This window comes from Rhizobium sp. KDH_Rht_773_N (assembly GCF_052946295.1).
In genome coordinates, this window is the sequence record NZ_CM129525.1 from 1,673,249 (window position 1) to 1,699,245 (window position 25,997).

The 25,997-nt window shown below is 62.5% G+C and carries 27 protein-coding genes and 1 other RNA gene; 18 read left to right on the top strand and 10 right to left on the bottom strand.

What is annotated here, in order from left to right; all coding sequences use genetic code 11:
- Positions 1 to 251 precede the first annotated feature (251 nt).
- The 4 genes from ACU8HS_RS08520 (at position 252) to ACU8HS_RS08535 (ending at position 2,944) form a co-directional block, all read left to right on the top strand.
- Positions 252 to 452: a hypothetical protein gene (locus ACU8HS_RS08520; protein ID WP_112564942.1), complete on the top strand. Its 201-nt coding sequence runs from the start codon at positions 252 to 254 to the stop codon at positions 450 to 452.
- A 76-nt stretch (positions 453 to 528) separates the two neighbouring features.
- Positions 529 to 1,653, top strand: coding sequence for a DNA replication/repair protein RecF (recF, locus tag ACU8HS_RS08525; protein ID WP_112754183.1), 1,125 nt, complete (start codon positions 529 to 531; stop codon positions 1,651 to 1,653).
- Positions 1,650 to 2,474 carry a molybdopterin-synthase adenylyltransferase MoeB gene (locus ACU8HS_RS08530; RefSeq protein ID WP_113412636.1) on the top strand — a complete coding sequence of 275 codons (825 nt, stop codon included), beginning with the start codon at positions 1,650 to 1,652 and terminating at the stop codon, positions 2,472 to 2,474. The genes recF and ACU8HS_RS08530 overlap by 4 nt, the downstream gene beginning before the upstream one ends.
- Complete coding sequence (locus ACU8HS_RS08535; RefSeq protein WP_112705660.1) at positions 2,471 to 2,944, top strand: GNAT family N-acetyltransferase; 474 nt, start codon at positions 2,471 to 2,473, stop codon at positions 2,942 to 2,944. The genes ACU8HS_RS08530 and ACU8HS_RS08535 overlap by 4 nt, the downstream gene beginning before the upstream one ends.
- Positions 2,945 to 2,962: 18 nt before the next feature.
- Here the strand turns inward: ACU8HS_RS08535 and ACU8HS_RS08540 are convergent, their stop codons facing one another.
- Positions 2,963 to 3,964: a 2-hydroxyacid dehydrogenase gene (locus tag ACU8HS_RS08540; RefSeq protein ID WP_113412637.1), complete on the bottom strand. Its 1,002-nt coding sequence runs from the start codon at positions 3,962 to 3,964 to the stop codon at positions 2,963 to 2,965.
- Positions 3,965 to 4,141: 177 nt separating this feature from the next.
- Here ACU8HS_RS08540 and ACU8HS_RS08545 point away from each other — a divergent pair, with 177 nt between their 5' ends.
- Entirely contained in the window at positions 4,142 to 4,684 is a 543-nt protein-coding gene (locus ACU8HS_RS08545) for an SH3 domain-containing protein (RefSeq protein WP_112754191.1), read from the top strand.
- Here the strand turns inward: ACU8HS_RS08545 and ACU8HS_RS08550 are convergent.
- Entirely contained in the window at positions 4,677 to 5,669 is a 993-nt protein-coding gene (locus tag ACU8HS_RS08550; protein WP_112705657.1) for an adenosine kinase, read from the bottom strand. The genes ACU8HS_RS08545 and ACU8HS_RS08550 overlap by 8 nt on opposite strands.
- Positions 5,670 to 6,131: 462 nt before the next feature.
- Here ACU8HS_RS08550 and ACU8HS_RS08555 point away from each other — a divergent pair, with 462 nt between their 5' ends.
- Positions 6,132 to 7,079, top strand: coding sequence for an AEC family transporter (locus tag ACU8HS_RS08555; protein WP_112754251.1), 948 nt, complete (start codon positions 6,132 to 6,134; stop codon positions 7,077 to 7,079).
- 54 nt (positions 7,080 to 7,133) lie between these two features.
- On the opposite strand, the gene ACU8HS_RS08560 is transcribed toward ACU8HS_RS08555, so the two are convergent.
- On the bottom strand, positions 7,134 to 7,706 hold the full coding sequence (locus ACU8HS_RS08560) for a c-type cytochrome (RefSeq protein WP_112754194.1): 573 nt from the start codon (positions 7,704 to 7,706) through the stop codon (positions 7,134 to 7,136).
- A gap of 154 nt (positions 7,707 to 7,860) precedes the next feature.
- Between ACU8HS_RS08560 and ACU8HS_RS08565 the strand changes: the two genes are divergently transcribed.
- Entirely contained in the window at positions 7,861 to 8,616 is a 756-nt protein-coding gene (locus tag ACU8HS_RS08565) for a 3-deoxy-manno-octulosonate cytidylyltransferase (protein WP_113412638.1), read from the top strand.
- 12 nt (positions 8,617 to 8,628) lie between these two features.
- Positions 8,629 to 9,483: a prephenate dehydratase gene (locus ACU8HS_RS08570; RefSeq protein ID WP_112564921.1), complete on the top strand. Its 855-nt coding sequence runs from the start codon at positions 8,629 to 8,631 to the stop codon at positions 9,481 to 9,483.
- 52 nt (positions 9,484 to 9,535) lie between these two features.
- Here ACU8HS_RS08570 and ACU8HS_RS08575 read toward each other — a convergent pair whose 3' ends face one another.
- From ACU8HS_RS08575 to ACU8HS_RS08595, 5 genes are all read right to left on the bottom strand, one after another.
- The gene (locus ACU8HS_RS08575; protein WP_112564919.1) at positions 9,536 to 9,904 is read right to left on the bottom strand and encodes a VOC family protein; all 369 of its coding nucleotides are present in this window, start codon (positions 9,902 to 9,904) and stop codon (positions 9,536 to 9,538) included.
- Between the two features lie 139 nt (positions 9,905 to 10,043).
- Positions 10,044 to 10,265: a hypothetical protein gene (locus ACU8HS_RS08580; RefSeq protein WP_162702879.1), complete on the bottom strand. Its 222-nt coding sequence runs from the start codon at positions 10,263 to 10,265 to the stop codon at positions 10,044 to 10,046.
- A gap of 70 nt (positions 10,266 to 10,335) precedes the next feature.
- Positions 10,336 to 11,028, bottom strand: a complete 693-nt coding sequence (locus ACU8HS_RS08585) for a helix-turn-helix transcriptional regulator (RefSeq protein WP_112564917.1) — start codon at positions 11,026 to 11,028, stop codon at positions 10,336 to 10,338.
- Positions 11,029 to 11,086: 58 nt separating this feature from the next.
- Positions 11,087 to 12,046, bottom strand: a complete 960-nt coding sequence (gene nudC, locus ACU8HS_RS08590; protein WP_112705655.1) for an NAD(+) diphosphatase — start codon at positions 12,044 to 12,046, stop codon at positions 11,087 to 11,089.
- The gene (locus ACU8HS_RS08595; protein ID WP_112755099.1) at positions 12,043 to 12,453 is read right to left on the bottom strand and encodes an HIT family protein; all 411 of its coding nucleotides are present in this window, start codon (positions 12,451 to 12,453) and stop codon (positions 12,043 to 12,045) included. The genes nudC and ACU8HS_RS08595 overlap by 4 nt, the downstream gene beginning before the upstream one ends.
- A gap of 89 nt (positions 12,454 to 12,542) precedes the next feature.
- On the opposite strand from ACU8HS_RS08595, the gene ffs reads away from it, so the two are divergent.
- The 4 genes from ffs to ACU8HS_RS08615 all read left to right on the top strand — a co-directional run bounded on the left by ffs (position 12,543) and on the right by ACU8HS_RS08615 (position 15,558).
- Positions 12,543 to 12,640: signal recognition particle sRNA small type (gene ffs / locus ACU8HS_RS08600), an RNA gene on the top strand.
- A 43-nt stretch (positions 12,641 to 12,683) separates the two neighbouring features.
- The gene (locus tag ACU8HS_RS08605) at positions 12,684 to 14,552 is read left to right on the top strand and encodes a DNA polymerase III subunit gamma/tau (protein WP_112755097.1); all 1,869 of its coding nucleotides are present in this window, start codon (positions 12,684 to 12,686) and stop codon (positions 14,550 to 14,552) included.
- Between the two features lie 19 nt (positions 14,553 to 14,571).
- Positions 14,572 to 14,895, top strand: coding sequence for a YbaB/EbfC family nucleoid-associated protein (locus ACU8HS_RS08610; RefSeq protein ID WP_112564909.1), 324 nt, complete (start codon positions 14,572 to 14,574; stop codon positions 14,893 to 14,895).
- Positions 14,896 to 14,946: 51 nt separating this feature from the next.
- Positions 14,947 to 15,558 (top strand): LysE family translocator, encoded by a 612-nt coding sequence (locus ACU8HS_RS08615; protein WP_112565637.1) that lies wholly within the window; start codon positions 14,947 to 14,949, stop codon positions 15,556 to 15,558.
- Between the two features lie 3 nt (positions 15,559 to 15,561).
- On the opposite strand, the gene ACU8HS_RS08620 is transcribed toward ACU8HS_RS08615, so the two are convergent.
- Positions 15,562 to 16,179, bottom strand: coding sequence for an MOSC domain-containing protein (locus ACU8HS_RS08620; protein WP_447015751.1), 618 nt, complete (start codon positions 16,177 to 16,179; stop codon positions 15,562 to 15,564).
- Positions 16,180 to 16,236: 57 nt separating this feature from the next.
- Between ACU8HS_RS08620 and recR the strand changes: the two genes are divergently transcribed.
- Positions 16,237 to 16,842 (top strand): recombination mediator RecR, encoded by a 606-nt coding sequence (gene recR / locus ACU8HS_RS08625; RefSeq protein ID WP_112564905.1) that lies wholly within the window; start codon positions 16,237 to 16,239, stop codon positions 16,840 to 16,842.
- Between the two features lie 99 nt (positions 16,843 to 16,941).
- Complete coding sequence (locus ACU8HS_RS08630) at positions 16,942 to 18,198, top strand: lytic murein transglycosylase (protein WP_112755093.1); 1,257 nt, start codon at positions 16,942 to 16,944, stop codon at positions 18,196 to 18,198.
- A 27-nt stretch (positions 18,199 to 18,225) separates the two neighbouring features.
- On the opposite strand, the gene ACU8HS_RS08635 is transcribed toward ACU8HS_RS08630, so the two are convergent.
- Positions 18,226 to 19,857 (bottom strand): MFS transporter, encoded by a 1,632-nt coding sequence (locus ACU8HS_RS08635; protein WP_447015752.1) that lies wholly within the window; start codon positions 19,855 to 19,857, stop codon positions 18,226 to 18,228.
- 244 nt (positions 19,858 to 20,101) lie between these two features.
- Between ACU8HS_RS08635 and rimP the strand changes: the two genes are divergently transcribed.
- The 4 genes from rimP to infB all read left to right on the top strand — a co-directional run bounded on the left by rimP (position 20,102) and on the right by infB (position 25,932).
- Positions 20,102 to 20,707, top strand: coding sequence for a ribosome maturation factor RimP (gene rimP, locus ACU8HS_RS08640; protein ID WP_112564901.1), 606 nt, complete (start codon positions 20,102 to 20,104; stop codon positions 20,705 to 20,707).
- 60 nt (positions 20,708 to 20,767) lie between these two features.
- Positions 20,768 to 22,372: a transcription termination factor NusA gene (gene nusA / locus ACU8HS_RS08645; protein ID WP_112564898.1), complete on the top strand. Its 1,605-nt coding sequence runs from the start codon at positions 20,768 to 20,770 to the stop codon at positions 22,370 to 22,372.
- A complete protein-coding gene (locus ACU8HS_RS08650; protein WP_113412643.1) occupies positions 22,372 to 23,058 on the top strand; it encodes an RNA-binding protein in 687 nt (228 codons plus the stop codon). Before nusA ends, ACU8HS_RS08650 begins: the two co-directional genes overlap by 1 nt.
- A 102-nt stretch (positions 23,059 to 23,160) precedes the next feature.
- Complete coding sequence (gene infB, locus ACU8HS_RS08655) at positions 23,161 to 25,932, top strand: translation initiation factor IF-2 (protein ID WP_112564894.1); 2,772 nt, start codon at positions 23,161 to 23,163, stop codon at positions 25,930 to 25,932.
- Positions 25,933 to 25,997: the final 65 nt, after the last annotated feature.

Here is a 25,997-nt window from a genome sequence, read left to right on the forward strand (position 1 = left end):
TATTTACCATATAGCGTCAGCTGAATATCTCAACCCGCAAGTTGCAATTTTCAACCGACTTTTTTTGGGCATTACGCTACGAAAACGGCCTGATATTCCGGGTGTTTTGCAACTTGTGTTCGTTGTCTGATGACTTGATGGCGATGTCGCGAAAAATTGAACACCCTGTAGTTGACTTCATTGCCTGGATCGATAGTTAGTCGCGCCGGAACACCTGTAATACCGGTCATTCAGGAGGCTTCGAGTACTGCATGACATCCGCCCCCACCGGGAAATCTGATGCCGACAGTATCGTCATCGATATGCGCCGCCAGAAACTGACGATGATCCTCGATTCATTGAAATCGTTGCGCGGCTCGATCGAAGACCGGCCGGATCTGCTCTATTGGATCGAAAAGGCGATCGCGGAGGCCGAGGCACAGCTCGAGGCGCCGCCGCCGCGCCGGCATTAGGGACATAAGTGGCTCTCAGCCTTGATATCCTGATGGCTTCGGCTTAGCTGTCAGCCTTGATGATTCCGGATTTCCGATGCCGCACAAGGTTGCCCTCTCCCGTCTGAAGCTGACCGACTTTCGCAATTACGCGGCGGCCTCGCTTACGCTGGACGGGCGGCATGTGGTGCTGACCGGGGACAACGGCGCCGGCAAAACCAATCTGATGGAAGCGGTCTCCTTCCTGTCGCCGGGGCGCGGGATGCGCCGCGCCGCCTATGGCGACATCACCCGCGTCGGTGCTGCCGGCGGATTTTCGATCTTTGCCGAACTGGACGGCATGGAAGGCGCTGTCGAGATCGGAACGGGGATCGATACCAGCGACGAGGCGACCACGCGCCGGCTGCGCATCAACGGGACGACGGCAAAAACGGTCGACGAGCTGGCGGACCATCTGCGCGTGCTCTGGCTGACCCCGGCAATGGACGGCCTCTTTACCGGCGGCTCGTCCGACCGCAGGCGGTTCCTCGACCGGCTTGTCCTGTCGCTCGATCCTGAGCACGGAAGGCGGGCCAGCGACTTCGAGCGCGCCATGCGCAGCCGCAACAAGCTGCTCGACGAGGGCCGGTTCGACCCTTCCTGGCTTTCCGGCATCGAGGAGCAGATGGCAAGCCTCGGCATTGCCATGGCGCTCGCCCGGCAGGAAATGCTCGGCCTGCTGACGCGCCTGATCGAGGAGAACCGCGAAACCTCCCCCTTCCCGTCCGCGTCGCTGCAGCTCTCCGGCTTCATGGACGGCCAGTTCTCGCGGCCCTCGGTCGATCTGGAAGACGAATATGCGGCAACGCTCGCCGCCAGCCGTTACCGCGATGCCGGCGCCGGGCGTACGCTGGAGGGGCCGCATCGCGCCGACCTTATCGTACACCATCGCCAGAAGCAGATGGAAGCGGCGCGCTGCTCCACCGGGGAGCAGAAGGCGCTGCTGGTTGGCCTCGTGCTTGCCCATGCGCGGCTCGTCGGCAACCTTACGGGCCATGCGCCGGTGCTGCTGCTCGACGAGATCGCCGCACATCTCGACGAGGGACGCCGCGCGGCACTCTTCGACCTCATAGACGGGCTCGGCGGCCAGGCCTTCATGACCGGAACGGACCATCAGATGTTTGCAGCACTTGCAGAGCGGGCACAGTTTTTCACGGTTGCCGACGGGAGGGTTTTCGAATGAGCGATAGCGCTTCTCCTGGCGGTCCGGGGCGTGATAGCATTCCGCGCATGGAACCCCTCAGCCCGGACGAAATCGCACGCTACCACCGCCATATCCTGCTGCCGGAAATCGGCGGGGCGGGCCAGCAGAAACTGAAGGCGGCGCGCGTGCTTGTCATCGGCGCCGGAGGGCTTGGCGCACCGATCCTGCAATATCTGGCCGCCGCCGGGGTCGGGACGCTTGGCATTGCCGACGACGACCGTGTCTCGCTCTCCAACCTGCAGCGGCAGGTGATCCACGATTCCGGCACGATCGGCGAGATGAAGACGGAAAGCGCGGCCAGTGCGATTGCGCGGCTGAACCCGCACATCAAGGTCATCCGTTTCAGCGAGCGCCTTTCGGCCGCTGCCGCGCGCCTGCACCTTAGCGGCTTCGACCTGCTGATTGACGGCTCGGACAATTTCGACACGCGCTATATGGCGGCCGACGCAGCGGAAGAAGCGCGTATTCCGCTCGTGACAGGTGCCGTCGGACGTTTCGACGGTTCGCTGACCGTGCTGAAACCCTATGAGGCTGCCGAGGACGGAACCCAGAACCCCTGCTATCGCGATCTCTTTCCCGAAGCGCCGCCGGCCGGATTGATCCCTGCCTGCGCGGAAGCGGGGATTATCGGCGCACTGACGGGCGTGATCGGCACGCTGATGGCCATGGAGGCGATCAAGCTCATCACCGGTGCCGGCGAACCGCTGATCGGGCGCCTGCTGCTCTATGACGCCCTTGCCGCCCGTTTCGATACGATCCGCTACAAGCGCCGGCGCGCGCGACAGGGCAAGACAGCGTGACACCTTTTCGCATCGACGAGAGCTTTGCCCGCTGGGGCGAGCTGCTCGATCTCATCCTCGCATCCTTCGCCTATATGGACGGCCGCATCGATCCGCCGTCGTCGGCCATTCGCCTGACGACGGAATCGCTCATGGAAAAGGCGAAGGCGGAAATCGCCTATGCCGTGGAGAATGCCGGGCTGCTCGTCGGCTGCATTTTCCTGCGCGCGGAGACGGATTGCCTCTATGTCGGCAAACTCGCGGTTCTGCCATCCGCACAAGGCACGGGCATCGGCCGGCGCCTGCTTGCTGTCGCCGAAGAGACAGCGCTCGATCTCGGCCTTCCGGCATTGCGGCTGGAGACAAGGATCGAACTTGTCGGCAATCACGCGACCTTTGCGGCCTGGGGCTTCGAGAAGACCGCGGAGAAATCCCATCCGGGCTTTTCGCGCGTGACGTTCATCGAGATGAAGAAGGTGCTGGCCGGCTAGGAATCGTTCGCGCGGCCGTCACCGGCCCGGCAGGACCCGGTTCGGCGGCCTGTGACCGTCGATGAAGGCGCGGATGTTGATGATGACCTTGTCGCCCATCTCGGCACGCCCCTCGATCGTGGCCGAGCTCATATGCGGCAGCAGCACGACCTTGCCTTCGTTGGCAAGCTTGACCAGTTTCGGATTGACCATCGGTTCGTTCTCGAAGACATCGAGCCCGGCACCGGCGATCTTTCCCTCCCGCAGGCATTTGATGAGCGCCGCCTCGTCGATCACGTCGCCGCGCGCGGTATTGACGAGATAGGCGGTCGGCTGCAGCAGCGCCAGGCGCCTTGCCGACAGAAGATGGAAGGTCGCCGGCGTGGAGGGGCAGTTGACCGAGACGATATCGACGCGGGCAAGCATCTGGTCGAGGCTTTCCCAATAGGTCGCCTCCAGCTCGTCCTCGGTCGCCGGATTGACGCGCTTGCGGTTGTGATAGTGGATCGACAGGCCGAAGGCCTTGGCGCGGCGCGCAACGGCCGTGCCGATACGGCCCATGCCGACGATGCCGATTCGTTTTCCATGAATGCGTCGTCCGAGCATCCATGTCGGAGACCAGCCCGCCCATTCGCCGGGCCCGTCGGTCAGCACACGCGCGCCTTCGCCGATCCGCCGCGGCACGGCGAGGATCAGTGCCATGGTCATGTCGGCGGTGTCCTCGGTCAACACGTTCGGCGTGTTGGTGACGGTGATGCCCTTGCGGGCGGCGGCTTCGACATCGATATGATCGGTGCCGTTTGAAAAGCTGGCGATCAGCTTCATCTGCGGCCCGGCCGCCTCGATGAGGGCGGCGTCGATGCGATCCGTCACGGTCGGCACGAGCACGTCGCAGGTTCTGACGGCCTCGACGAGTTCGGGCACGGATCGCGGCGTATCATCGATATTCAACTCGGCATCGAACAGCTCGCGCATGCGGGTTTCGACGACATCTGGCAGCTTGCGGGTTATGTAGACCTTCGGTTTTTTCTTCGTCGTCATAGCGGCTTGCGGTGCCTTGTTCAGAGGTCTTTAACCAAGTTGGGCGATCATTTCCCCGTTCCGGGCATTTTCTACCAGACCCGCACGCGAAGACAAACAAAACTCGCGAGGCGACCGGGGAATCCCGGAAAACGAGCAGGCAGGGCCTGATTCGAATTCGAGCCAACGGAAGCTTCCATGCGTCGCACTGTTTTGAACTCCTGCCTCGTTCTGGCGGTTGCCTTTGCCGTTTCGGCAGGCACAGTTGAATTTGCACAAGCGCAGACGGCCGCCAAGGGGCCGAGCGGCTTGCCGCTGCCGCGTTTCGTCACGTTGAAGTCCAAGCGCGTCAATTTGCGCATCGGGCCGGGAACGGACTATGCCGTTTCCTGGCTCTACCTGAAGTCGGGGCTGCCGGTCGAAATCATCCAGGAATACGACAACTGGCGCCGGATCCGCGATGCCGACGGCACCGAGGGCTGGGTCAATCAGTCGCTCCTGTCGGGCCAGCGCGCCGCCATCGCCGCGCCGTGGATGAAGGGCAAGGGCAAGGGTGTCTATGTGAACCTGCGCCGCGAAGCACAGCCGTCTTCCAGCATCGTCGCCAAGCTGGAACCCGGCGTGATGATCACGATCGGCGAATGCAGCGGAGAATGGTGCTTCGCAAAGACCGACGGCGCCGAAGGCTGGGTGGCGCAGTCGGAAATCTGGGGTGCCTATCCGGGCGAGGCCTTTAAATAAGGCCCGCCTCCCTTGCGGCTTCGGACAGGGACTTCATCGGCCGCGGGCCGATCTGCTGAATGACGATGCCGGCGGCAAGGCAGCCGAGCTTGCCGCAATCCTCCAGCGTGCGGCCCTTTGTGTAGCCATAGAGGAAACCTGAGGCGAAGAGATCGCCGGCGCCGGTCGTATCGACCACTTCGTCGATCTTGATCGCATCGACGTAATGGCGCTCGTTACCCTTCAGGATCACGGCACCGTCCTCGCTCATGGTCACGGCGGCAATCTTGCAATCCCTCGCGATCCTGTTCAGCGCCTCCTCGAAATCGTCGGTCTCGTACAGCGACAGGACCTCCTGGCGATTGGCGAAGACGATATCGACCTTGCCCGAACGCATCAGGTCCAGGAATTCGCCGCGGTAACGATCGACGCAGAAGCTGTCGGACAGCGTCATCGACACTTCCCGGCCGTTCTCATGGGCGATGCGGGCGCAGTCGAGGATCGCTTCCTTGGCACGCGGCGGATCCCACAGATAACCTTCGAAATAGGTCACCTTGGCCTCGGCCACGACATCGGCCTCGACATCTTCAGGCCCAAGTTCGACGCAGGCGCCGAGATAGGTGTTCATCGAGCGCTCGCCGTCATCGGTGACGAAAATCATCGAGCGGGCGGTCGGCGGAAACTTGCCCTTGGCCCTGGTCTGGTAGTGAACACCCTGAGCGCGGATATCATGCGCGAAGATCTCGCCAAGCTGGTCTTCCGCGACCTTGCCGAAGTAAGCGGCCTTGCCGCCGAGGCTTGCCACGCCTGCCGCCGTATTGCCGGCGCTGCCGCCGGACGCCTCGAGCGCCGGCCCCATGCGGGAATAGAGCAGTCCGGCACGCTCGGCATCGATAAGGTTCATCGCCGCCTTGGTGATCTTGTTGTCAATGAGGAACTGGTCGTCGCAACGGGCGATAATATCGACGATTGCGTTGCCGACTGTCAGAACATCGAATCTGGTCATGAAAGGGGAAGTCCCGGATTTGTGATAGCCGGTAATCGGTCTTAGCGAAATTTGCCGGTATTGAAAGGATAAACAGCAGATCGCCCCCGCGAGTCTTCGCAAAACTGCCGTTTAATCGTCATGCCGCTGTCACCTTGCCTGCCTAGATATAACATCGAAACACCGGCATGCAGGTATCTCGTATGGCCGGTTACGGGAGGGATGATCCCTTCACCCTTACCGGGACGATACTGACCACGGATGAACTGGCAGTTTCGCAACCGGCTATCCGGCAGGACCGGATGCGGAAAAGCGGGCTCGGCCCGCTTTTTTTGTTGCGCCGCGGAAGATATTCCGTCCCTGGCATTTGTCATGGCCGGCAATTTGCTGTCTTTTGTTTTCGCATGCCGTTTCGCAAACCCTCTGTACACCTTTGCGCGACATGTTTTAGACCTCGGCTATCCCCCCGCAGAGCAGCAGTTCATGTCAGCCATCATCTTCGACGTTCTTCCGATCTTCCTTCTCATTCTCATCGGCTGGCTGATTGTCCGCATAAGGCTGCTGACAGCGGATGTCGGCGATGCCTTGAGCGAATTCGTCTTCAAGATCGCCGTGCCGCTGCTGCTTTTCCGCACGATCGCGGAGGCCGATTTCCATGGCGCTTCGCCGTTCCGGCTCTGGGTCGTGTATTTCGCGGGTGTTGCGGTCACATGGACGGCCGGGCACATCGTCGCCACCCGTTTCTTCGGGCGCGACGAGCGCATCGGCGTGCTTGCCGGCGTGTCCTCGGCTTTCGCCAACAATATCTTCATCGGCCTGCCGCTGGTTGAACGCACCGTGGGCAGCGAGGGGCTTGTCGCCCTTTCCATCCTGCTGGCCGTGCATCTGCCGATCATGATGGTGGCCGGCACGATCATGATGGAACATGCCGAACGCAAGATTTCCGGCAAGAGCGACCGCAACATGATCCTGGTTTTGAAGCAGATCGGCGTGAACCTGCTGCACAACCCGCTGGTTATCGGCATTGCGGCGGGTGCGGCCTTTCACGTTTCCGGCTTGACCATGCCGGCGACGGTCAGCTCCGTCGTTGGCCAGATCGCCGGCACGGCCGGTCCGGCGGCGTTGATTTCGCTCGGCATGGCGCTCCAGAAATACGGCGTCTCCGGCAATGTCGGAATCGCCAGCGTGACCTCCGCCTTCAAACTATTGCTGCTGCCCGGCTGCGTGTGGGCCGCGAGCCATCTTTTCGGCCTCAGCGACGCGTGGGCGGCGGCGCTGGTTCTGACTGCGTCGGTGCCGACCGGGGTGAATGCCTGGCTGATCGCCAACCGGTTCGGCGTCGGTCACAGCCTTGCCGCCTCGACAATCACAGTGACCACGGCGCTCGGCGCCATCACCGTTTCCTTCTGGGCCTATATTCTGGGCGCCTGAGGCAACAAAAAAACCCGGCTTGCGGCCGGGCTCCTTTTCGAAAACTGTCGCGTCTTACTGCGTTGCAGTCGGCGCATTCGGATCCGGCAGCGGAGCCGGCGAATCTGCCAGCGTGTGCAGATAGAGAATGACGTTGGCGCGATCCTGATCCTTCGGCAAACCGGCGAAGCCCATGGCGGTGCCCGGAACGTCCTTCTTCGGTGCCAGCAGGAACTTGTTGAGGTTCTCAAAGGTCCAATGTTCGCTGCTGCCCTTGGAGAAGTCCTTCATGGCAGAGGAATAGGCGAAGCCTTCATGCGAAGCGATCGGGCGATTTACGACACCAAAGAGATTCGGACCGACCTTGTTCGGTCCGCCTTTGGTGCCGTCATGACAGGCCTGACACTTCTTGAATACGGTCTCACCGGCCTTGGCGTCGGCGCTGGCGAGAAGCTGCGCGATCGGAACGGCAACGGCAGCAGGTGCGCTTTCACCGCCGGCGGCGGGTGCTTCCTCGGCGACGATAGCAAAACCTTCTTTCTCCGGCGCCTCGGAGTGGAAGATCCCTTCGGACGCGATGGAGACAGACATCAGAACGAAGATCGTTCCCAGCAGCGCCCCCACGGCCGTATTGACGTATGAATTCATCTGCAATGCTCCCCTTGCAGCCGGCAGACCAGAAACCGGACCATCTTGAAATTGCGCGGAACCTATGTCTTTTGGCTATTCGTTGCAACTGTCTAAATGGTCTTGTGCGTGAGACTTTTTGCCACTTTTCAGCCCGGATTAGAAGGCCCGAACAATGACAGATTCAAAATTAGATGAGGTGCTCGTGCTGATCCCCGCGCGCATGGCCTCCACCCGCCTCCCGGGCAAACCGCTCGCCGATATCTGCGGCCTGCCGATGATCGTACAGGTCGCCAAACGGGCGCAGGAAGCGGAAATCGGCCGCGTTATCGTGGCGGTCGACGACCAGGAGGTTTTCGACACCGTGGCCGCCGCCGGCTTTGAGGTGATCATGACGAGCAAGGATCATCAAGTCGGTTCGGACCGCATCTTCGAGGCGCTGACGATCGTCGATCCGGACAAAAAGGCGAAAATCGTCGTCAACGTCCAGGGCGATCTTCCGACGATCGAGCCGGAGACCGTGCGCGCCGCATTGCGCCCGCTCGAGAACCCGGAGGTCGATATCGGAACGCTGACGACCGAGATCGACAACGAGGAGGACAAGACGGCCGCGCACATCGTCAAGGTCGTCGGCACGCCGGTTTCCGACAACCGCCTGCGCGCGCTTTATTTTACCCGCACGACCGCGCCGCATGGCGAAGGTCCGCTCTACCACCATATCGGGCTCTATGCCTATCGGCGCGAAGCACTCGAGCGCTTCGTCTCCCTTCAGCGCGGGACGCTGGAAAAGCGCGAATCACTGGAGCAGCTGCGGGCGCTCGAAGCCGGGATGCGCATCGACGTCGAGATCGTTGACACGGTTCCGCTCGGTGTCGATACTCCAGCCGACCTCGAAAAGGCGCGGCGCATTCTCTCCGCGAAGGCGAACTGACGGATTTTCCTCATGAATATCAAGACCAACAGGATCGCCTTCCAGGGCGACTTCGGCGCCAATTCGGACATGGCAAGCCGCGACATGTTCCCGACCATGGAGCCGCTGCCCTGCCAGACGTTCGAGGATGCCTTCACCGCGGTCGACAACGGCGATGCCGATATCGGCATGATCCCGATCGAAAACACGATCGCGGGCCGCGTTGCCGACATCCACCACCTGCTGCCGGAATCGCGCCTGCACATCATCGGCGAATATTTCATGCCGATTCGCTTTCAGCTCATGGTACTGCCGGGTGTGACGAAGGATGAAATCCGCACCGTGCACAGCCATATCCACGCGCTCGGCCAATGCCGCAAGATCGTGCGTGCCAATGGCTGGAAGCCGGTTATCGCCGGCGATACGGCAGGCGCCGCAAAGCTCGTCAAGGAAACCGGCGACCGCTCGATGGCCGCGCTCGCGCCGCGCCTGGCCGCCGACCTCTACGGTCTCGATATCATCGCCGAGAATGTCGAGGACACGGAAAACAACGTGACCCGCTTCGTGGTACTGTCGCGCGACGAAGAATGGGCGGAGCGCTCTGCCAGCGACGAGAAGATCGTTACCACCTTCGTCTTCAATGTCCGCAACATTCCGGCCGCCCTTTACAAGGCGCTCGGCGGCTTTGCCACCAACAACATCAACATGACGAAACTGGAAAGCTACCAGCTCGGCGGCAGATTCGTGGCGACACAGTTCTACGCCGATATCGAGGGCCACCCGAACGACGCGAACGTGCGCCGGGCGCTGGAAGAACTGCGCTTCTTCTCCGAGAAGGTTCGTATTCTCGGCGTTTACAAGGGCCATCCGATGCGAGGCGTCCTCTAGGCATCATCAGGGCCTCACCGAGGCGATCGGTGAGGCTCCGGGCATAGCCATCTTATTTATCCGGCTCACAAACGCGCAGCCGGTGCCCATCCGGATCCAGCACCACGAAGGTCGGGCCGAAATCGAGTTCGGTCAGATCCTGAGCGAAAGGCAGGCCGCGGCTGCGCCAGTCTTCATACTGTTTTGCGACGGCATTTTCTCCATCGACCATGAAGGCGACCTCGCCACGATTGCCGATGGCGGACGGCTGCGGTTCGACGCTGCTGCGGCGCCAGAGACCGAGAGTGAACCCGCCATCGAGCGGGAAGGCAACGAAATTCGGTGCTTCCACGGCGGGTTCTCGGCTCAGGATATTGCGATAGAAGGCTGCGCTTTCGGCGGGATCCTTCACATAGAGGATAATGAGATTGGGACTGGCCATTTCGGTTCTCCATTGGGGTTGAAAGATGCCCGGTCGAAAGCACATGCTGCCAGTTTATGGCAGCATGTCTCCAAAAAACGGCGCCACAGAGAGCGCCGTTTCTTACCGGGAGGAATGTTTGTGATGCCTGCTGGCGGCTTCAGCGAAAAAGGTCGTCGCCGACGCGCCAGTCCTGTCCGTCATTGAAGCCGAGATCACGCTTGTGCCATGCCGGCATCGTCTGGAGATCAAGGCGCGGACGGCGCGATGACTGTGTCACGAGCCTGTACACAAACAGGCGCACCAGACGAAAACGAAGGGTTTTTCCGGCTTCGACGGACGTACGACGGCCGGTATATTGAACGACTTGAGGCATTCCCATGATCAGTACTCCTTCCTGCTGGACTGGTACCGATAATAGCGTTGCCTGCTGACAGTTTATGGCAGTAGCGTCAATGTTCGATCGGCGTATCCTGCGTGTCGCGCCATTCCTTGAGGAGCACGGTGCGGCGGCGCGGATAACGCGTGTCGTGGATCGTCATGTCGATGATGCGATCGGTGCGGAAATGACGGAAATCCTGGCGCAGTTCGCACCAGGCCATGATGATGCGCACATGCTCGAAATAACCGAGCGCGAAGGGCCAGACACGACGCCGGGAGATACGCCCCTGCTCGTCGCCGTAATGCAGCTCGAGGATGCGCTCCAGGCGGATCGCCTTGCGGATGGCCGAAACATCCGCCTTGTCTTCATCCTGCCGTTTGCGGCCGACAAAAAGCGTGGCCGAATCGACCATTTCGCGCATGTCGGGCGGCAGCACGGCCGCGATCTTGGCCAGCGCATCGGCGCCGGCATTGGCAAGGCGCGGCTCTGCGGCGCGCGCCACCCAGCGGGAGCCGAGCACCAGCGCTTCCAGCTCCTCCTCGGAAAACATCATCGGCGGCAGCATGAAGCCGGGTTTGAGCACATATCCTATGCCGGCCTCGCCCTCGATCATGGCGCCCTGCGCCTGAAGGCTCGCAATATCGCGGTAGAGCGTGCGCAGGCTGACGCCCGTTTCTTCGGCCAGCACCGTACCCGTGACCGGTCGCCGGTAGCGCCGGAGCGTCTGAAGCAGGGTCAGCAGCCGTTCGGAACGGGCCACCATCGCTATGACCTCATGCAGGCCGGCCGGACGTCGATCATCCCCACCTTGCAGTGCCTGCCTAACGTTTCCATTCGACCCAATCGCGCATCAGGCGATGGGCAATTGCGCCCTTCGGCGGCGGCGCCTTGCCGTTGGCGCCGGGGCGCTCCAGCATTTCGACGGTTTCCTCGCGGGTGAACCAGCGGCAATCCTCGAGCTCCGTCTCGTCGCGGTGAATATCGCGCGACTTCGCCTCGGCATAACAGCCGATCATCAGGGAATGCGGCATCGGCCAGGGCTGGGAGGCATGGTAGCGGATACGGCCGGTCCTGATACCGGATTCTTCCAGCGTTTCGCGGCGGACGGCATTCTCGATGGTTTCGCCGGGCTCCAGGAAGCCCGCCAGACAGGAATACATGCCCGGCGCAAAATGCGGACTGCGGCCGAGCAGGCAGAGATCGCGCTCCTCGTCGATCGTCAGCATGATGACGACGGGGTCGGTCCGCGGGAAGATCATGTGCTCGCAGGCGGTGCAGACCCGCTTGTAGCCGCCGATGTGAATTTCCATGGCCGAGCCGCAGCGGCCGCAGAACCGGTTGTCGCTGTTCCAGCGGATGAGGCTTGCTGCCTGCGCGAATTCGCCAAGCAGCATCTCGTCGACCAGCTCGTCGCGGAAGAGCGAACGGCCGTCGACGGGCTTGTACTGGCTCGCCATATCATCGACATCGATGCCGACAGGCACGGCAAGGCGCGGTTCGCCGGTCTTGCGATAGCCAAGCAGCACGGTTTCGTCCCAGTTCGGCTTCAGTTCCTGCAGTTCATAGCGGGCAAAGAGCGGATCGAGCACCTGGCCATCATGCTTGAGCACCAGCTTGTCCTTGGCGAAGGCGAAAATATGGGTTCCTTCGCGGGCAAGCGCCTTTTCGACCGAGCCCTCGTCGCGATGCTCGCTGTCGCGGTTCAGGTCGTTGGCGGCAAAGGCGGTGAGATTGCTGGGTTCCGGATGCGGTACATCCGAATCGAAAAGCGAATGACTCATGGTGAAAGGGCTTCCCGCAGCTTTACTATGAATTCGTTTCTTGTTGCCTCCTCGTAAGGCTCGGCCTTGCCGAAACCCCAGACGGGACCCGGCCAGTTCGCATCGCCTTCGGAACGCGCAATGACATGAACATGAAGCTGGCGGACGATATTGCCAAGAGCCCCGACATTGATTTTTGTGGCGCCGGTGATCTTCTTGAGCGCTGCGGCGACGAGATCGATCTCAAAGGTCAGCAGCACCTGGTCGAGCGGGGTCAGCTCGAATATCTCCGTAATGCCGGCCCGGCGCGGCACCAGGATCAGCCAGGGCCAACGGGCGTCCTTCGACAGCCTGACGTCGCACAGGCCGATCACCAGGATGCTGGTGCTGTCACTGTCGAGCCTGGGGTCGAGCACGAAATCGCTCAAGGGCATTCTCCTCATGTTTTCCAATGGACTAGCAGTTTTTTCGGAGCTTGGCTTGCTTTTGATGACGTTTTTGCCGATATGTGCATCCGGGAGGTTGGTGGTGGACGAGCCACTCGCCAACCGGGTCAGGTCCGGAAGGAAGCAGCCCTAACGAGCCCCGGCACGGGTCATCGTGCCAGCCTCCCACCTTCTCTTCCAAGAAGCCCGGGCTTTCGGGCATAAGCAGGGCGATGAGCGACACCGAGCGACAATCACAAGATGCCGCCTCGACGGGCACCGGATACCGGGTGCTGGCACGCAAATACCGCCCCAAGGATTTTACGGACCTGATGGTCGGCCAGGAGCCGATGGTCCGTACGCTGACCAACGCTTTCGAGACGGGCCGCATCGCGCAGGCCTATATGCTGACCGGCGTTCGCGGCGTGGGCAAGACGACGACGGCGCGCATTCTGGCGCGCGCGCTGAACTACAAGACGGCCGAGATCGACAAGCCGACGATCGACCTTCGGGTGCCGGGCGAACATTGCCAGGCGATCATGGAAGGCCGCCATGTCGACGTGATCGAGATGGACGCCGCCTCGCATACCGGCATCGACGATATCCGCGAGATCATCGAGCAGGTGCGCTACCGGCCGGTTTCGGCGCGCTTCAAGGTCTATATCATCGACGAAGTGCACATGCTGTCGACAGCCGCCTTCAACGGGCTGTTGAAGACGCTCGAAGAGCCGCCGGAACATGTGAAATTCATCTTCGCGACGACGGAAATCCGCAAGGTTCCGATTACCGTTCTCTCCCGCTGCCAGCGTTTCGACCTGCGCCGCATCAGCGCCTCCGATCTCGTCGGCCTGTTCTCGACGATCGCCGCCAAGGAAGGCATCGAGGCCGAGCCGGATGCGCTGGCGATGATCGCGCGCGCTGCCGAGGGCTCGGCGCGCGACGGCCTGTCGCTGATGGACCAGGCGATCGCCCATGGCGGCGGCGTGGTGCAGGCGGAAGCCGTGCGCGGCATGCTTGGCCTTGCCGACCGCGCCCGCATCGTCGACCTTTTCCAGCATATCGTGCGCGGCGATGTCGCAAGCGCGCTCAACGAATTCCAGAGCCAGTACGAGGCGGGCGCCAACCCGGTCGTGGTGCTGACGGACCTTGCCGATTTCACGCATCTGGTGACACGGCTGAAATATGTGCCCGATGCCGCAAACGATCCCTCGCTCAGCGAAGTGGAGCGCACCAAGGCGGCCGAATTCGCGCAAGGGGTTGCCGTCACCACGCTGTCGCGCATCTGGCAGATGCTGCTCAAGGGTATTCCGGAGACGGAGAACTCTTCGCGCACGGCGGGCGCGGCCGAGATGGTGCTGATCCGGCTGGCACACGCAGCACATCTGCCCGCACCCGAAGATGCGGCGCGCCGGCTCGCAGAATTTTCCAGCGACGGCGGCGCGCCACGCCCGTCTCCGTCTGCGCCCTCGGGCAATGGCGGCGGCACGCGCGTTCCCTACCAGACGAATGTGACGGCACGGACTCCCGAGCCTGCGCCGCGGCCGCAACCTTCGGGACCGACCGCGATGCTGCGGGCCGTGCCCAACCCCGAGCCGCAGAATATCGGCCGCGTCGAGACGAAGCCGGCCGAAGCGCCGACGCCGCTCGTGCCGGTCAATTCGATCGGCGATATCGTCGACCTCGCCACCGAGAAGCGGGACGTCAAGCTGAAGGCGCTGGTGCGCAATTTCGTGCGGCCGGTGCGTATCGAGCCCGGCCGGCTGGATGTGAACCTTACCGAGGGCGCGCCGGGTACGCTGCTCAACGAGCTTGCCGTCAAGCTCAAGGAATGGACCGGAATCCACTGGATCGTCAGCACCAGCCGCGAAGAAGGCGGGCCGACGATGGTGGAGGCGGAGGCAAAAGCACAGGAACAGCGGGTCAGCGACGCACGTCAGGATCCCGACGTCGCGGCGATTCTGGCCCAGTTTCCGGGCGCCAAGATCATCGACGTGCGCGTGCGCGCACCGTCGCCGGAGGAGGAAGCGGAGGACATCAAGCCACCTGCCGCTGCCGAATCCGAAGAGGGCGATATCCTGCCCGGCGACGACATAGAATTTTGATTTCAAGAAGGAGAAGACGATGCGCGACATCATGGGCATGATGGGCAAAGTCAAGGAAATGCAGGCCAAGATGGAGCAGATGCAGGCCGAGATCGCCGAGCTGACTGCCGAAGGCAAGGCCGGCGGCGGGCTCGTCACCGTCGTCATCTCCGGCAAGGGCGAACTCAAGAGCCTGAAGATCGACCCTTCCCTTTTCAAGGAAGACGATGTCGAAATCCTCGAGGACCTGATCGTTGCCGCCCATAAGGACGCCAAGGACAAGGCCGAAGCCATCGCTGCCGAAAAGACCAAGGCGCTGACCGCCGGCCTGCCGATCCCGCCCGGCTTCAAGCTGCCGTTCTGATCTCATCGATTGATCCGGTATGACTGACCCCGGAGGGGGAAACGGGAGATGATGACGGTAACGACGCTGCTGGTTTTCGCCGGCGCCCTTTTCATTGCTGCGGGAACACCGGGACCAAGCGTTGCGGCGCTTGTTGCCCGCGTCATCTCGAAGGGTGCGCGTGACGTGCTGCCCTTCCTGTTCGGCATGTGGGCCGGGGATGCGGTCTGGCTGACCTGCGCCATTGCCGGCCTTTCGGCGATTGCCGAAAGCTTCTATCACGTCTTCGTCGTCATCAAGTGGCTCGGCGTGCTCTATCTTCTCTATCTCGCCTGGCGGATGTGGTTTGCCAAAGCCGATGTCGAGGAAGAGGAATTGCCGCAGCAGCGTTCGCGCGGCCGGATGTTTCTGACGGGTCTCGCGATTGCGCTCGGCAATCCGAAGATCATGATGTTCTACGTGGCGCTTCTGCCGTCGATCATCGACATCCCCTCAGTATCGCTCGCCGGCTGGGCCGAGCTTGTCGTTACCCTGTTCGTCGTTCTGGCCATCGTCGATTTCAGCTGGATGTTGCTTGCCGCAAAGGCACGCGCTTTGCTGAAGAGCCGGCGCGCCGTACGGATCGCCAACCGGGTGAGTGCCGGAACGATGGCGGGAGCTGCCGTCACGATTGCGATGCGCTGAACTCTATGCCTGGGCTTCCAGCAGGTCGCGCAGCTTGTAGTGAATGGGTGCGGCCAGATAGCGGCTGCGATCTGCGGCGGAAAGCCGGCGCCCGAAGGTTTCCATCATTTCCGGCATCGTGACCCGGGCGCCGGAAAAGGGTCTATGGTCGACCGGCATTCCGGCCTCGACGATTCCGTTTGATATCACGCGGCAATAGATGCCGGGGCGGGCTGCCCGGGTGTAGCGCTTGACGAATTTCGGATCGTTCATCCTTGCGGCAAACGTAGCGCAGGGTATGCGGCAAGAGGTGGCTTCGAGGATCACTTCGCCCGTCATGAAACGGTCGCCAACCGCGACATCGCGGTTATCGAGCCCTTCGATGACGAGATTCTCGCCGAAAGTGCCCGGCTCGACCGGGTGGCCGAATTGGCTCGCCCACCAGTCGAGGCTGGCAGAACCTTCCAGATAGACGGCCTGATCGACGCCGCCGTGATGTTTCCTGTTGCAGATGGCATCGCCGACGAGGCCTTCGGCATCGATCATGACGCCGCCGGCGACGGCGTGCTTGAAGATACCGGTCCTGTAGCTCTTGCCCGGCAGCCTCTCGGCGCTGCCGCGACAGACGGCGAGGATTTTCATCGGTCTGGCGATCCTTCGGCGATTCCGTTTTCGTTCCATATCAGTTAATAACGGCGCATGGCAAAGCGAGTCACCGGCCCCGAAATCGAAAAACTGATCCAGCTTCTGGCGAAAGTGCCGGGCCTTGGGCCGCGCTCGGCGCGGCGGGCGGCGCTGCATCTCATCAAGAAGAAGGACCAGCTTCTCGGTCCGCTGTCGCATGCGATGGGTGAGGCCTATGACAAGGTGAAGATCTGCTCGCGCTGCGGCAATGTCGATACGGTCGATCCCTGCACGGTCTGCACCGATGCGCAGCGCGACCAGTCCGTGATTATCGTCGTCGAAGATGTTTCCGACCTCTGGGCGCTGGAACGGGCCGGCGCGCTGAACGCCGCCTATCATGTGCTTGGCGGCACGCTCTCGCCGCTCGACGGCGTCGGGCCTGACGACCTCAATATCCGCGGGTTGATCAACCGCGTCGGCGAAGGCGGCGTCAAGGAAATCATCATCGCCGTGAATGCGACCGTCGAGGGACAGACGACGGCGCATTATATCACCGACCAGCTCGCAGACCTCAATGTGAAGATTACGCGCCTGGCGCATGGCGTGCCCGTGGGGGGCGAGCTCGACTATCTGGACGAGGGAACGCTGTCGGCAGCACTTCGGGCACGCACGGCGATCTAGGACATTTCAAGACGGGAAAATCCCTAGATCATTGTTTTTACGCATTTCCGAACGCAACGCCGCCACACGGCTTTTCCGGAATTGCTCAAAGGGGGTCACATGAACGAACGTTTCCTTGGCCGGCTTCTGTTGGCAGGCGCCGCCCTGCTGGCGCTTTACGCTCTGCCCTCCCATGCCGCCCCTTCGAAAGCCGACATCGAAACGCGATTCGAGAAATGGGTCCAGGCCGACCTCTGGCCCGATGCCAAGAAGAACGGCATATCGGAAAAAACATTCCGGGCCGCCTTTGCCGGCGTCGAACTGGACTGGAGCCTGAGCGATCTCGCCCCTCCCGGCTTTCCGCCGCCCAAGGAGCAGAAGCAGACCCAGGCCGAATTTTCCTCGCCCGGCCCCTATTTCAACGAGGATCGCCTGAAGCGGCTTGCCATGACCGGGCGCGGCTTTGCCTCGCAATATGCATCGACACTGAACCGCATTGAGAAGACCTATGGCGTGCCGGGTTCGATCGTGCTGGCGATCTGGGGGCGCGAGACCGGATTCGGTGCGGCGAAAATCCCGAATTCGGCGATCAAGGTACTGGCGACAAAAGCCTTTATGTCGACGCGCAAGGACATGTTCCGCATGGAGCTGATCGCCGCGCTGCATATTCTCGACGGCGGCGACGTGAGCCCCGCGGACTTCAAGGGGTCGTCGGCGGGAGCGCTCGGCCAGCCGCAATTCATGCCGACCAGCTACCTGAAATATGCCGTCGATTTCGATGGCGACGGTCATCGCAACATCTGGACATCGGTTCCCGACACGCTTGCCTCGATTGCCAACTTCCTCGTGAAAAAAGGCTGGCAGCGCGGCCGCGACTGGGGTTTCGAAGTGACCATCCCGCAAGCCGTCTCCTGCGCGCAGGAAGGGCCGGATCTTGCCAAGCCCCTCTCCCACTGGGCCTCGCTCGGCATCAGCCGCATTTCCGGCAAGGGCTTCCCGTCCGGCGAGCTGAAAGCACAGGCAATGATGCTCGTGCCGGCCGGGCGTGACGGACCGGAGTTCATCGTCACACCGAATTTCTACATCATCAAAGAGTACAATAATTCCGACCTTTACGCCCTTTACATCGGCAATCTCGCCGACCGCATCGCCTTCGGCGCCGGTGCCTTCCAGGGTCAATGGGGCGATGTCGGCAGGATGCTGCGCTCCGACGTCGCCGCCATGCAGCGTGCGCTCGAGCGGCAGGGCTACGATGTCGGCGGTTCGGACGGACTGCCCGGCTACAAGACGCGCCGCTCGATCGGCCAGTGGCAGGAAAAGAACGGCATGGAGCCCACCTGCTTTCCCGAAGCGGCGATGAAGGGCAGGCTGAAGTAAAGGCCGACGCCGACGATCCGCCGGACCTCAATGATGGAAATCGATCGGCGCCTTGTGAAAGACGTCGTCGACAGGCGGAATGGCCTGGCGCTCGATCATGCGGTGGACATGCGGCAGGCCTTCGCCGCGATGCAGAGCGCGCAGCCGATCGGTATTCTCGGCGTCGGCCTGGGTCCGGCGCTGGTTGTGCCGGATATATTCGACCCAGGTCGGCGTGTGGTAGGTTTCCGTCCAGAGACCGGGATTTTCCAGATCGCGCATCAAGGCCCAGTTGCGGGCGCCATCACGGATGCGAATGCGACGCCGCTCTCCCATCAGCATCATGAATTCGGCCAGGTCATCATCCGCAATCTGATAATCGACCTGGATGACGATCGGACCGCTGCGGGGGGTAATATCGAGGCCAAGGGCCGGCTCGATGAAGCGGTTCAGCGGATCGAGATTGAGCGAGGCGAAAGCCGGCATGGAGAAGCGCAGGCCGATGACGACGCCAAACAGCAGGACCACGGCCGACATCAGCAGCGCATTCGACAGGCCATAGCGGTCGGCCGCAATACCCCAGAGCCAGCTTCCGCCGGCAATGCCGCCGAAGGTGACGGTCTGGTAAAGCGACAGGGCGCGGCCAACCACCCAGCGCGGCGTCGACAGCTGGACAATGGTGTTGAAGAGCGAAAGCGCCGAAACCCAGCAGGCGCCGGCGACAAACAGCCCGGCCGAGGTGAGCAGGGCGCTTGGGCTGAGGGCCGCGACGACGGCACTGAAGGCAAAGCCCAGAAAGGCCATGCGGATGATCGCCTCGCTGGAAACCATTTCGCGCAGCCGGGCACTGGCCACGGCGCCGCCAATGGCACCGATGCCAAAGGCGCCGAGCATGAAACCGTAGGTCAACGGCCCTCCCGAGACCAGATCGAGCGCGACAACGGGCAGCAGCGCCTGGATGGAGCTCGCGCCGATGCCGAACACGAGCCCGCGCAGGAGGATCTTCTCGAGATTGGGCGACATGGAGACGTAGCGCATGCCGGCAAAAATGGCGCTGCCGAGCGTTTCGCGCGGCAGCGTCGAGGCGGGCGTGGTCGGCCGCCAGCGGAACAATGCGTAGATGAGGGCAATATAACTCAGCGCATTCACCGCAAAGGCGGCAGCCACACCGGCGGCGGCGACGATGGCGCCGCCGATCGCCGGCCCGACGCTGCGGGTGATATTGAAGCCCATGCTGTTCAGCGTGACCGCGCCCGGCAGATCGGCGCGCGGCACCATGTCGCCGACCGAGGCCTGCCAGGAGGGATTGTTGAGCGCCGTGCCGCAGCCGAGGAGAAAGGTGAAGAAGAGCAACAGGCCGGGCGTCATCCAGCCGAGCAGGGCAAAGGCCGTCAACAGGATCGAGATGACGAGCATTGCCGATTGTGCGGTCAGCATGATCCGGCGCCGGTCATAATTGTCCGCGAGCGCACCCGATACGAGCGAGAACAGCATGATCGGCAAAGCGGTCGACGTCTGCACCAGGGCCACCATATCCTCGGATGCGGTGATGCTCGTCATCATCCAGGCGGCGCCGACGGCCTGGATCAGGCCGCCGAAATTCGAGGCGATGCTTGCAAACCAGATGGTACGGTAGGTTTCGTGCCGCAAAGGCGCAAATGTCGATGAAGTGTCAGCCAAGCTTCCCCCCGCTTTGTCGTTCAGCCGCAACAGCACTATATGCGGAAGACGAGCGCCCGCCATAGGTTAGCCGATGCTTCCGGGCCTTAAGCGGCGGAATTGGCGCCGACCTTGCAATTTCGGAAAAACGGGACTATATGGCACTCAAATTCTTGATCGTACGATGAAGAGTGGGCCGCAAGGACCCGCTCTTTTTTATTAGCGCGATCACCCCGAATGCCAGAAATTGCAGGGAGCGCACCGCTTGTCGGATCTGACAAACGCAGACAACGAACGTGAGCCGCGGCTGATCACCGAGACCGGGCTTGACCAGCGCCTCGCCGACATCATCGAACCCGTGCTCGTCGACATGGGCTTCCGCCTCATTCGCGTGCGCATGCTCAATCAGAACGGGATGACGATGCAGGTCATGGCCGAGAAGAACGACGGCACGATGACCGTCGAGGACTGCGAGCAGGTTTCCATGGCGATTTCTCCGGTGCTCGATGTGGAAGATCCGATCGATAAAGAGTATCATCTGGAAGTGTCTTCGCCGGGTATCGACCGCCCTCTGGTGCGGAAATCCGATTTTACCCGCTGGCAGGGCCACCTGGTAAAGTGCGAAACGTCGATCATGATCGGCAATCGCAAGCGCTTTCGCGGCAAGATCGTCGAAGCGGACGCCGACGGGTTTACGATCGAACGCGATCAGGTTGCCTACGGCGAGGAACAGAAGGTTGTCATCCCCTTCACCGCGCTTAGCGATGCCAAACTCATTCTGACCGACGATCTGATCCGCGATGCATTGCGCGCCGACAAGCTGGCAAAGGCGCAGGCTGCGAACCAGAACGAAGCGGACGACGAAGAATAACCGATCAACGTAAACTCCAGGGACGGGAACCCGGGTAGTCAAGGACGGAGAAACAGAACAATGGCAGTCAGTGCAAACCGGCTCGAACTTCTGCAGATCGCAGATGCAGTGGCGCGCGAAAAGGTCATCGACCGCGAAATCGTGCTTGCCGCGATGGCCGATGCCATCCAGAAGGCGGCGCGTTCCCGTTACGGTACCGAATCCAACATCCGCGCCGACATCAATCCGAAGACCGGCGAAATCCGCCTGCAGCGCCTGCTCGAAGTTGTCGAGAAGGCCGAGGACTATTCCACGCAGATCCCGCTGGAGCTTGCCCGGGACCGGAACCCGGACGCCGCTATCGGCGACTTCATCGCCGATCCGCTGCCGCCGATGGATTTCGGCCGTATCGCCGCGCAGTCGGCCAAGCAGGTGATCGTGCAGAAGGTGCGCGAAGCCGAGCGTGACCGCCAGTTCGACGAATTCAAGGATCGCGTCGGCGAAATCGTCAACGGCACCGTCAAGCGTGTCGAATATGGCAACGTCATCGTCGATCTCGGCCGTGGCGAAGGCATCATCCGCCGCGACGAAATGATCCCGCGCGAAAACGTGCGCTACGGCGATCGCGTCCGCGCCTATGTCTACGACGTGCGCCGCGAACAGCGCGGCCCGCAGATCTTCCTGTCGCGCACGCATCCGCAGTTCATGGTGAAGCTCTTCACCATGGAAGTGCCGGAAATCTACGACGGCATCATCCAGGTGAAGTCGGTTGCCCGCGATCCGGGCTCGCGCGCCAAGATCGCCGTGATCTCGAACGACAGCTCGATCGATCCGGTCGGCGCCTGCGTCGGTATGCGCGGTTCGCGCGTCCAGGCCGTCGTCGGCGAGCTCCAGGGCGAAAAGATCGATATCATTCCCTGGTCGCAGGACCCGGCGACCTTCGTCGTCAACGCCCTGCAGCCGGCCGAAGTCGCCAAGGTCGTTCTCGACGAGGATGCAGAGCGCATCGAAGTGGTCGTGCCGGACGAGCAGCTTTCGCTCGCCATCGGCCGCCGCGGCCAGAACGTTCGCCTGGCCTCGCAGCTGACGGGCTGGGATATCGACATCATGACGGAAGCCGAAGAGTCCGAGCGCCGTCAGAAGGAATTCAACGAACGCACCAACCTCTTCATGGATGCGCTCGATGTCGACGAGATGGTCGGCCAGGTTCTGGCTTCGGAAGGCTTTGCCGCCGTCGAGGAACTGGCCTATGTCGATCTCGACGAAATCTCCTCGATCGACGGTTTCGACGAAGACACGGCGCAGGAAATCCAGACCCGCGCCCGCGAATATCTCGAGAAGCTCGAAGCCGAAATGGACGAGAAGCGCAAGGCGCTCGGCGTTTCCGACGAGCTGCGCCAGATCGACGGCATGACCGCCCAGATGATGGTCGCGCTCGGCGAGGACGGCATCAAGTCGATCGAGGACTTCGCAGGCTGCGCAGCCGACGACCTCGTCGGCTGGACGGAACGCAAGAACGGCGAAACCAAGAAATTCGAGGGTCTGTTCTCGAAGTTCGACGTTTCGCGCGTCGAAGCCGAACAGATGGTCGTGCAGGCTCGCCTGCTCGCCGGCTGGATCACCGAGGAAGACCTTGCGAAGGAAGCAGAAGCCGTTGAGGCCGACGCTGCCGAGCAGGACGCATAATGACGGCGACGCCGGACACATCTCCTGAGGACGACGATCTTGCAGGTTACGACGTGAACGGCCGCATGTGCATCGCATCGCGCGAAAGTGGATCGCCGGACGAGCTGATCCGCTTCGTGGCTGCCCCCGACGGGACGGTGGTGCCGGACCTGAAGCGCGAGCTGCCGGGACGCGGCTGCTGGGTGAAGATGGACCGGTCGCTGGTCGACAAGGCGGTGGCAAAGAAGCTCTTCGCCCGCGCCCTCAAGGCCGATGTGAAGGCAGCCGACGACCTCGGCGAGCGCGTGGAGCGGCTGCTTCTGCACCAGCTCCTGCAGATGATGAACATGGCGCGCAAGGCGGGCCAGCTTATCACCGGCTCGGCCAAGGTGGATGCCGCAATCCGCAGCGGAGCTGCGCTTGCCGTGTTCCATTCGACGGATGCCGCAGCCGACGGTGTCAGAAAGATAGACCAGGCCCGCAAGGCCTGGCACCTCGGAATGGAAACCGAGGAGGAAATACCTTCCTTCCGTCTCTTCTCGGAGAGCGAAATGGAAGGGGTGATGGGCCAGAATGCTTTTATCCATGCCGCAGTGCTTGCAGGGCAGGCAGGTGAGGGTGTAGTGAAGCGCGCAAAGATGCTCGAACAGTACCGTAACGGCGGTCAGTCCCGGGCAGCGGGCGGCGCTGGCCAGCAGAAACAATGATACGGTCACCGGCGGAAGCCGGCCCCCATATCATTGACCGATTGTATGTGATTGACAGGGTGTGATGGCCTCATCGTTCCCTGTCCGAAGGAACGGGAACGAATGACCGACAGCAACGACGACAAGACACTCAGCGTAACGGGGAAGAAGACCCTCACCCTGAAACCATCAGGGATGAGCCAGGGTACCGTTCGCCAGGATATGGGTCGCGGTCGCACCAAGGCGGTCGTCGTCGAGACCCGCAAGCGGCGCCCGATGCGCCCTGAAGACGAAAAGCCGATGACGCCGGCTCCCGCAGCTCCGGTGCGCGCGCCCGAACCGGCGCCGGCGCCCGTGCAGGCTCGCCCGCAGCAGCCAGCCCAGGCTCCGCGCATCCACCAGCCGGGCAGCCAGAACGACCCGCGCCCGCAGCAGACCAACCAGCGTCCGCAGCAATCCTACCAGCCGCAGCGCCAGCAGGATCGCCCGCGCCCCGTCGTTCTGAACCATCTCTCGCCCGAGGAAATGGATGCCCGCCGCCGCGCGCTCGCCGAAGCGCAGGCCCGTGACGCACAGGACGCCATCCGTCGCGCCGAGGACGAAAAGCGCCGCGCCGCCGAAGAGGCCGCACGTCAGGCCGCCGAGGCGGAGGAGGCCAAGCGCCGCGCCGCCGAGGAGGCTGCGCGCCAGGCCGAGGCGGCAGCTGCTGCCGCAACGGCAACGGTCGCGGAAGCATCCGCACCTGCCGCTCCCGTTGCCGAAGCACGCGTCGAAACTCCGCGTCCGCAACAGCCGGCACCGGCTGCACGCCGTCCGGAAGCGGCTCCGTCGCCTTCCACGGCCCGGCCCGCTGCCGGCGCACCGGCAGGCCTTCGCGGCCGCCGTGAGGAATCCGACGACGACGATCGCGGCCCCGCACGCGGTGGTCCGGTTCGCGGCCGCCCGATTCGTCCGGAGCCCGCAAAACCCGCGACAACGCGCCCGAAGGGCGAAGACGATCGCCGCCGCGGCAAGCTGACCGTAACGACCGCCGACGTGGACGACGAAGGCGGCGCACGCGGCCGTTCGCTTGCTTCCATGCGTCGCCGCCAGGAGAAGTTCCGCCGCAGCCAGATGCAGGAAACGCGCGAGAAGATTTCCCGCGAAGTCGTTCTGCCTGAGACCATCACCATTCAGGAACTGTCGCAGCGCATGTCCGAACGCGCCGTCGACGTCATCAAGTTCCTGATGAAGGAAGGCCAGATGATGAAGCCGGGCGACGTCATCGACGCCGACCTTGCAGAACTCATCGCCGGCGAATTCGGCCACACGGTCAAGCGCGTTTCCGAATCCGACGTCGAACTCGGCATCTTCAACATTGCCGACGTCGAAGGCGACCGCGTTTCGCGCCCGCCCGTCGTGACCATCATGGGCCACGTCGACCACGGCAAGACCTCGCTGCTCGACGCCATCCGCCATGCCAACGTGGTTGCCGGGGAAGCCGGCGGCATCACGCAGCATATCGGCGCCTATCAGGTGGAGCAGAACGGCCAGAAGATCACCTTCATCGACACTCCCGGCCACGCTGCCTTCACGGCCATGCGTGCCCGCGGCGCGCAGGCGACCGATATTGCGATCCTCGTCGTGGCCGCTGACGACAGCGTCATGCCGCAGACGATCGAATCGATCAATCACGCCAAGGCAGCCGGTGTTCCGATCATCGTGGCGATCAACAAGATCGACAAACACGAAGCCGATCCGCAGAAGGTGCGCAACCAGCTTCTGCAGTACGAAGTCTTCGTGGAATCGATGGGCGGTGAAACGCTCGACGTCGAAGTGTCGGCCAAGACCGGCAAGAACCTCGACAAGCTGCTCGAAGCCGTGCTGCTGCAGGCGGAAATCCTTGACCTCAAGGCCAATCCGAACCGCACCGCGGAAGGCACCGTCATCGAAGCCCAGCTCGACCGCGGCCGCGGCTCGGTCGCCACGGTTCTCGTTCAGAACGGTACGCTGAAGCCCGGCCAGATCATCGTCGCCGGCGACGTCTGGGGTCGTGTGCGCGCCCTCGTCAACGACAAGGGCGAACATATGAAGGAAGCGCCGCCGGCCATGCCCGTCGAGGTGCTCGGCCTTTCCGGCACGCCGCAGGCCGGCGACAAGTTCGCCGTCGTCGAGAACGAGAGCCGCGCCCGCGAGATCTCGGAATATCGCCAGCGTCTCGCCCGCGACAAGGCCGCCGCCCGTCATTCGGGCCAGCGCGGCTCGCTGGAACAGATGATGAGCCAGCTGCAGACGGCAGGCGTCAAGGAATTCCCGCTCGTCATCAAGGGTGACGTGCAGGGTTCGATCGAAGCGATTGCCGGCGCCCTCGAAAAGCTCGGCACCGACGAAGTGCGCGCCCGTATCGTGCATTCGGCGGTCGGCGGTGTGACGGAATCGGATATCTCGCTCGCCGAAGCCTCCGGCGCCGCCATTATCGGCTTCAACGTGCGCGCCAATTCGCAGGCTCGGACGCTCGCCGAGCGCCAGGGCATCGAAATCCGCTACTACAACATCATCTACGACCTCGTGGACGACGTGAAGGCAGCGATGTCGGGCCTGCTATCGCCGGAACGCCGCGAAACCTTCCTCGGCAATGCCGAGATCCTGGAAGTGTTCAACATCACCAAGGTCGGCAAGGTCGCCGGTTGCCGCGTCACCGAAGGCAAGGTCGAGCGTGGTGCGGGCGTGCGCCTCATCCGCGACAACGTCGTCATCCACGAAGGCAAGCTCAAGACGCTCAAGCGCTTCAAGGACGAAGTCTCGGAAGTGCCGGTCGGTCAGGAATGCGGCATGGCCTTCGAGAATTACGAAGACATCCGCGCCGGCGACACGATCGAGTGCTTCCGCGTGGAACACATTACGCGCACGCTCTGATCGGATAGAGATCGAAATCTTGGACGGGCGCCGGATGATCCAGTCCGGCGCCCGATCCGTTTGGG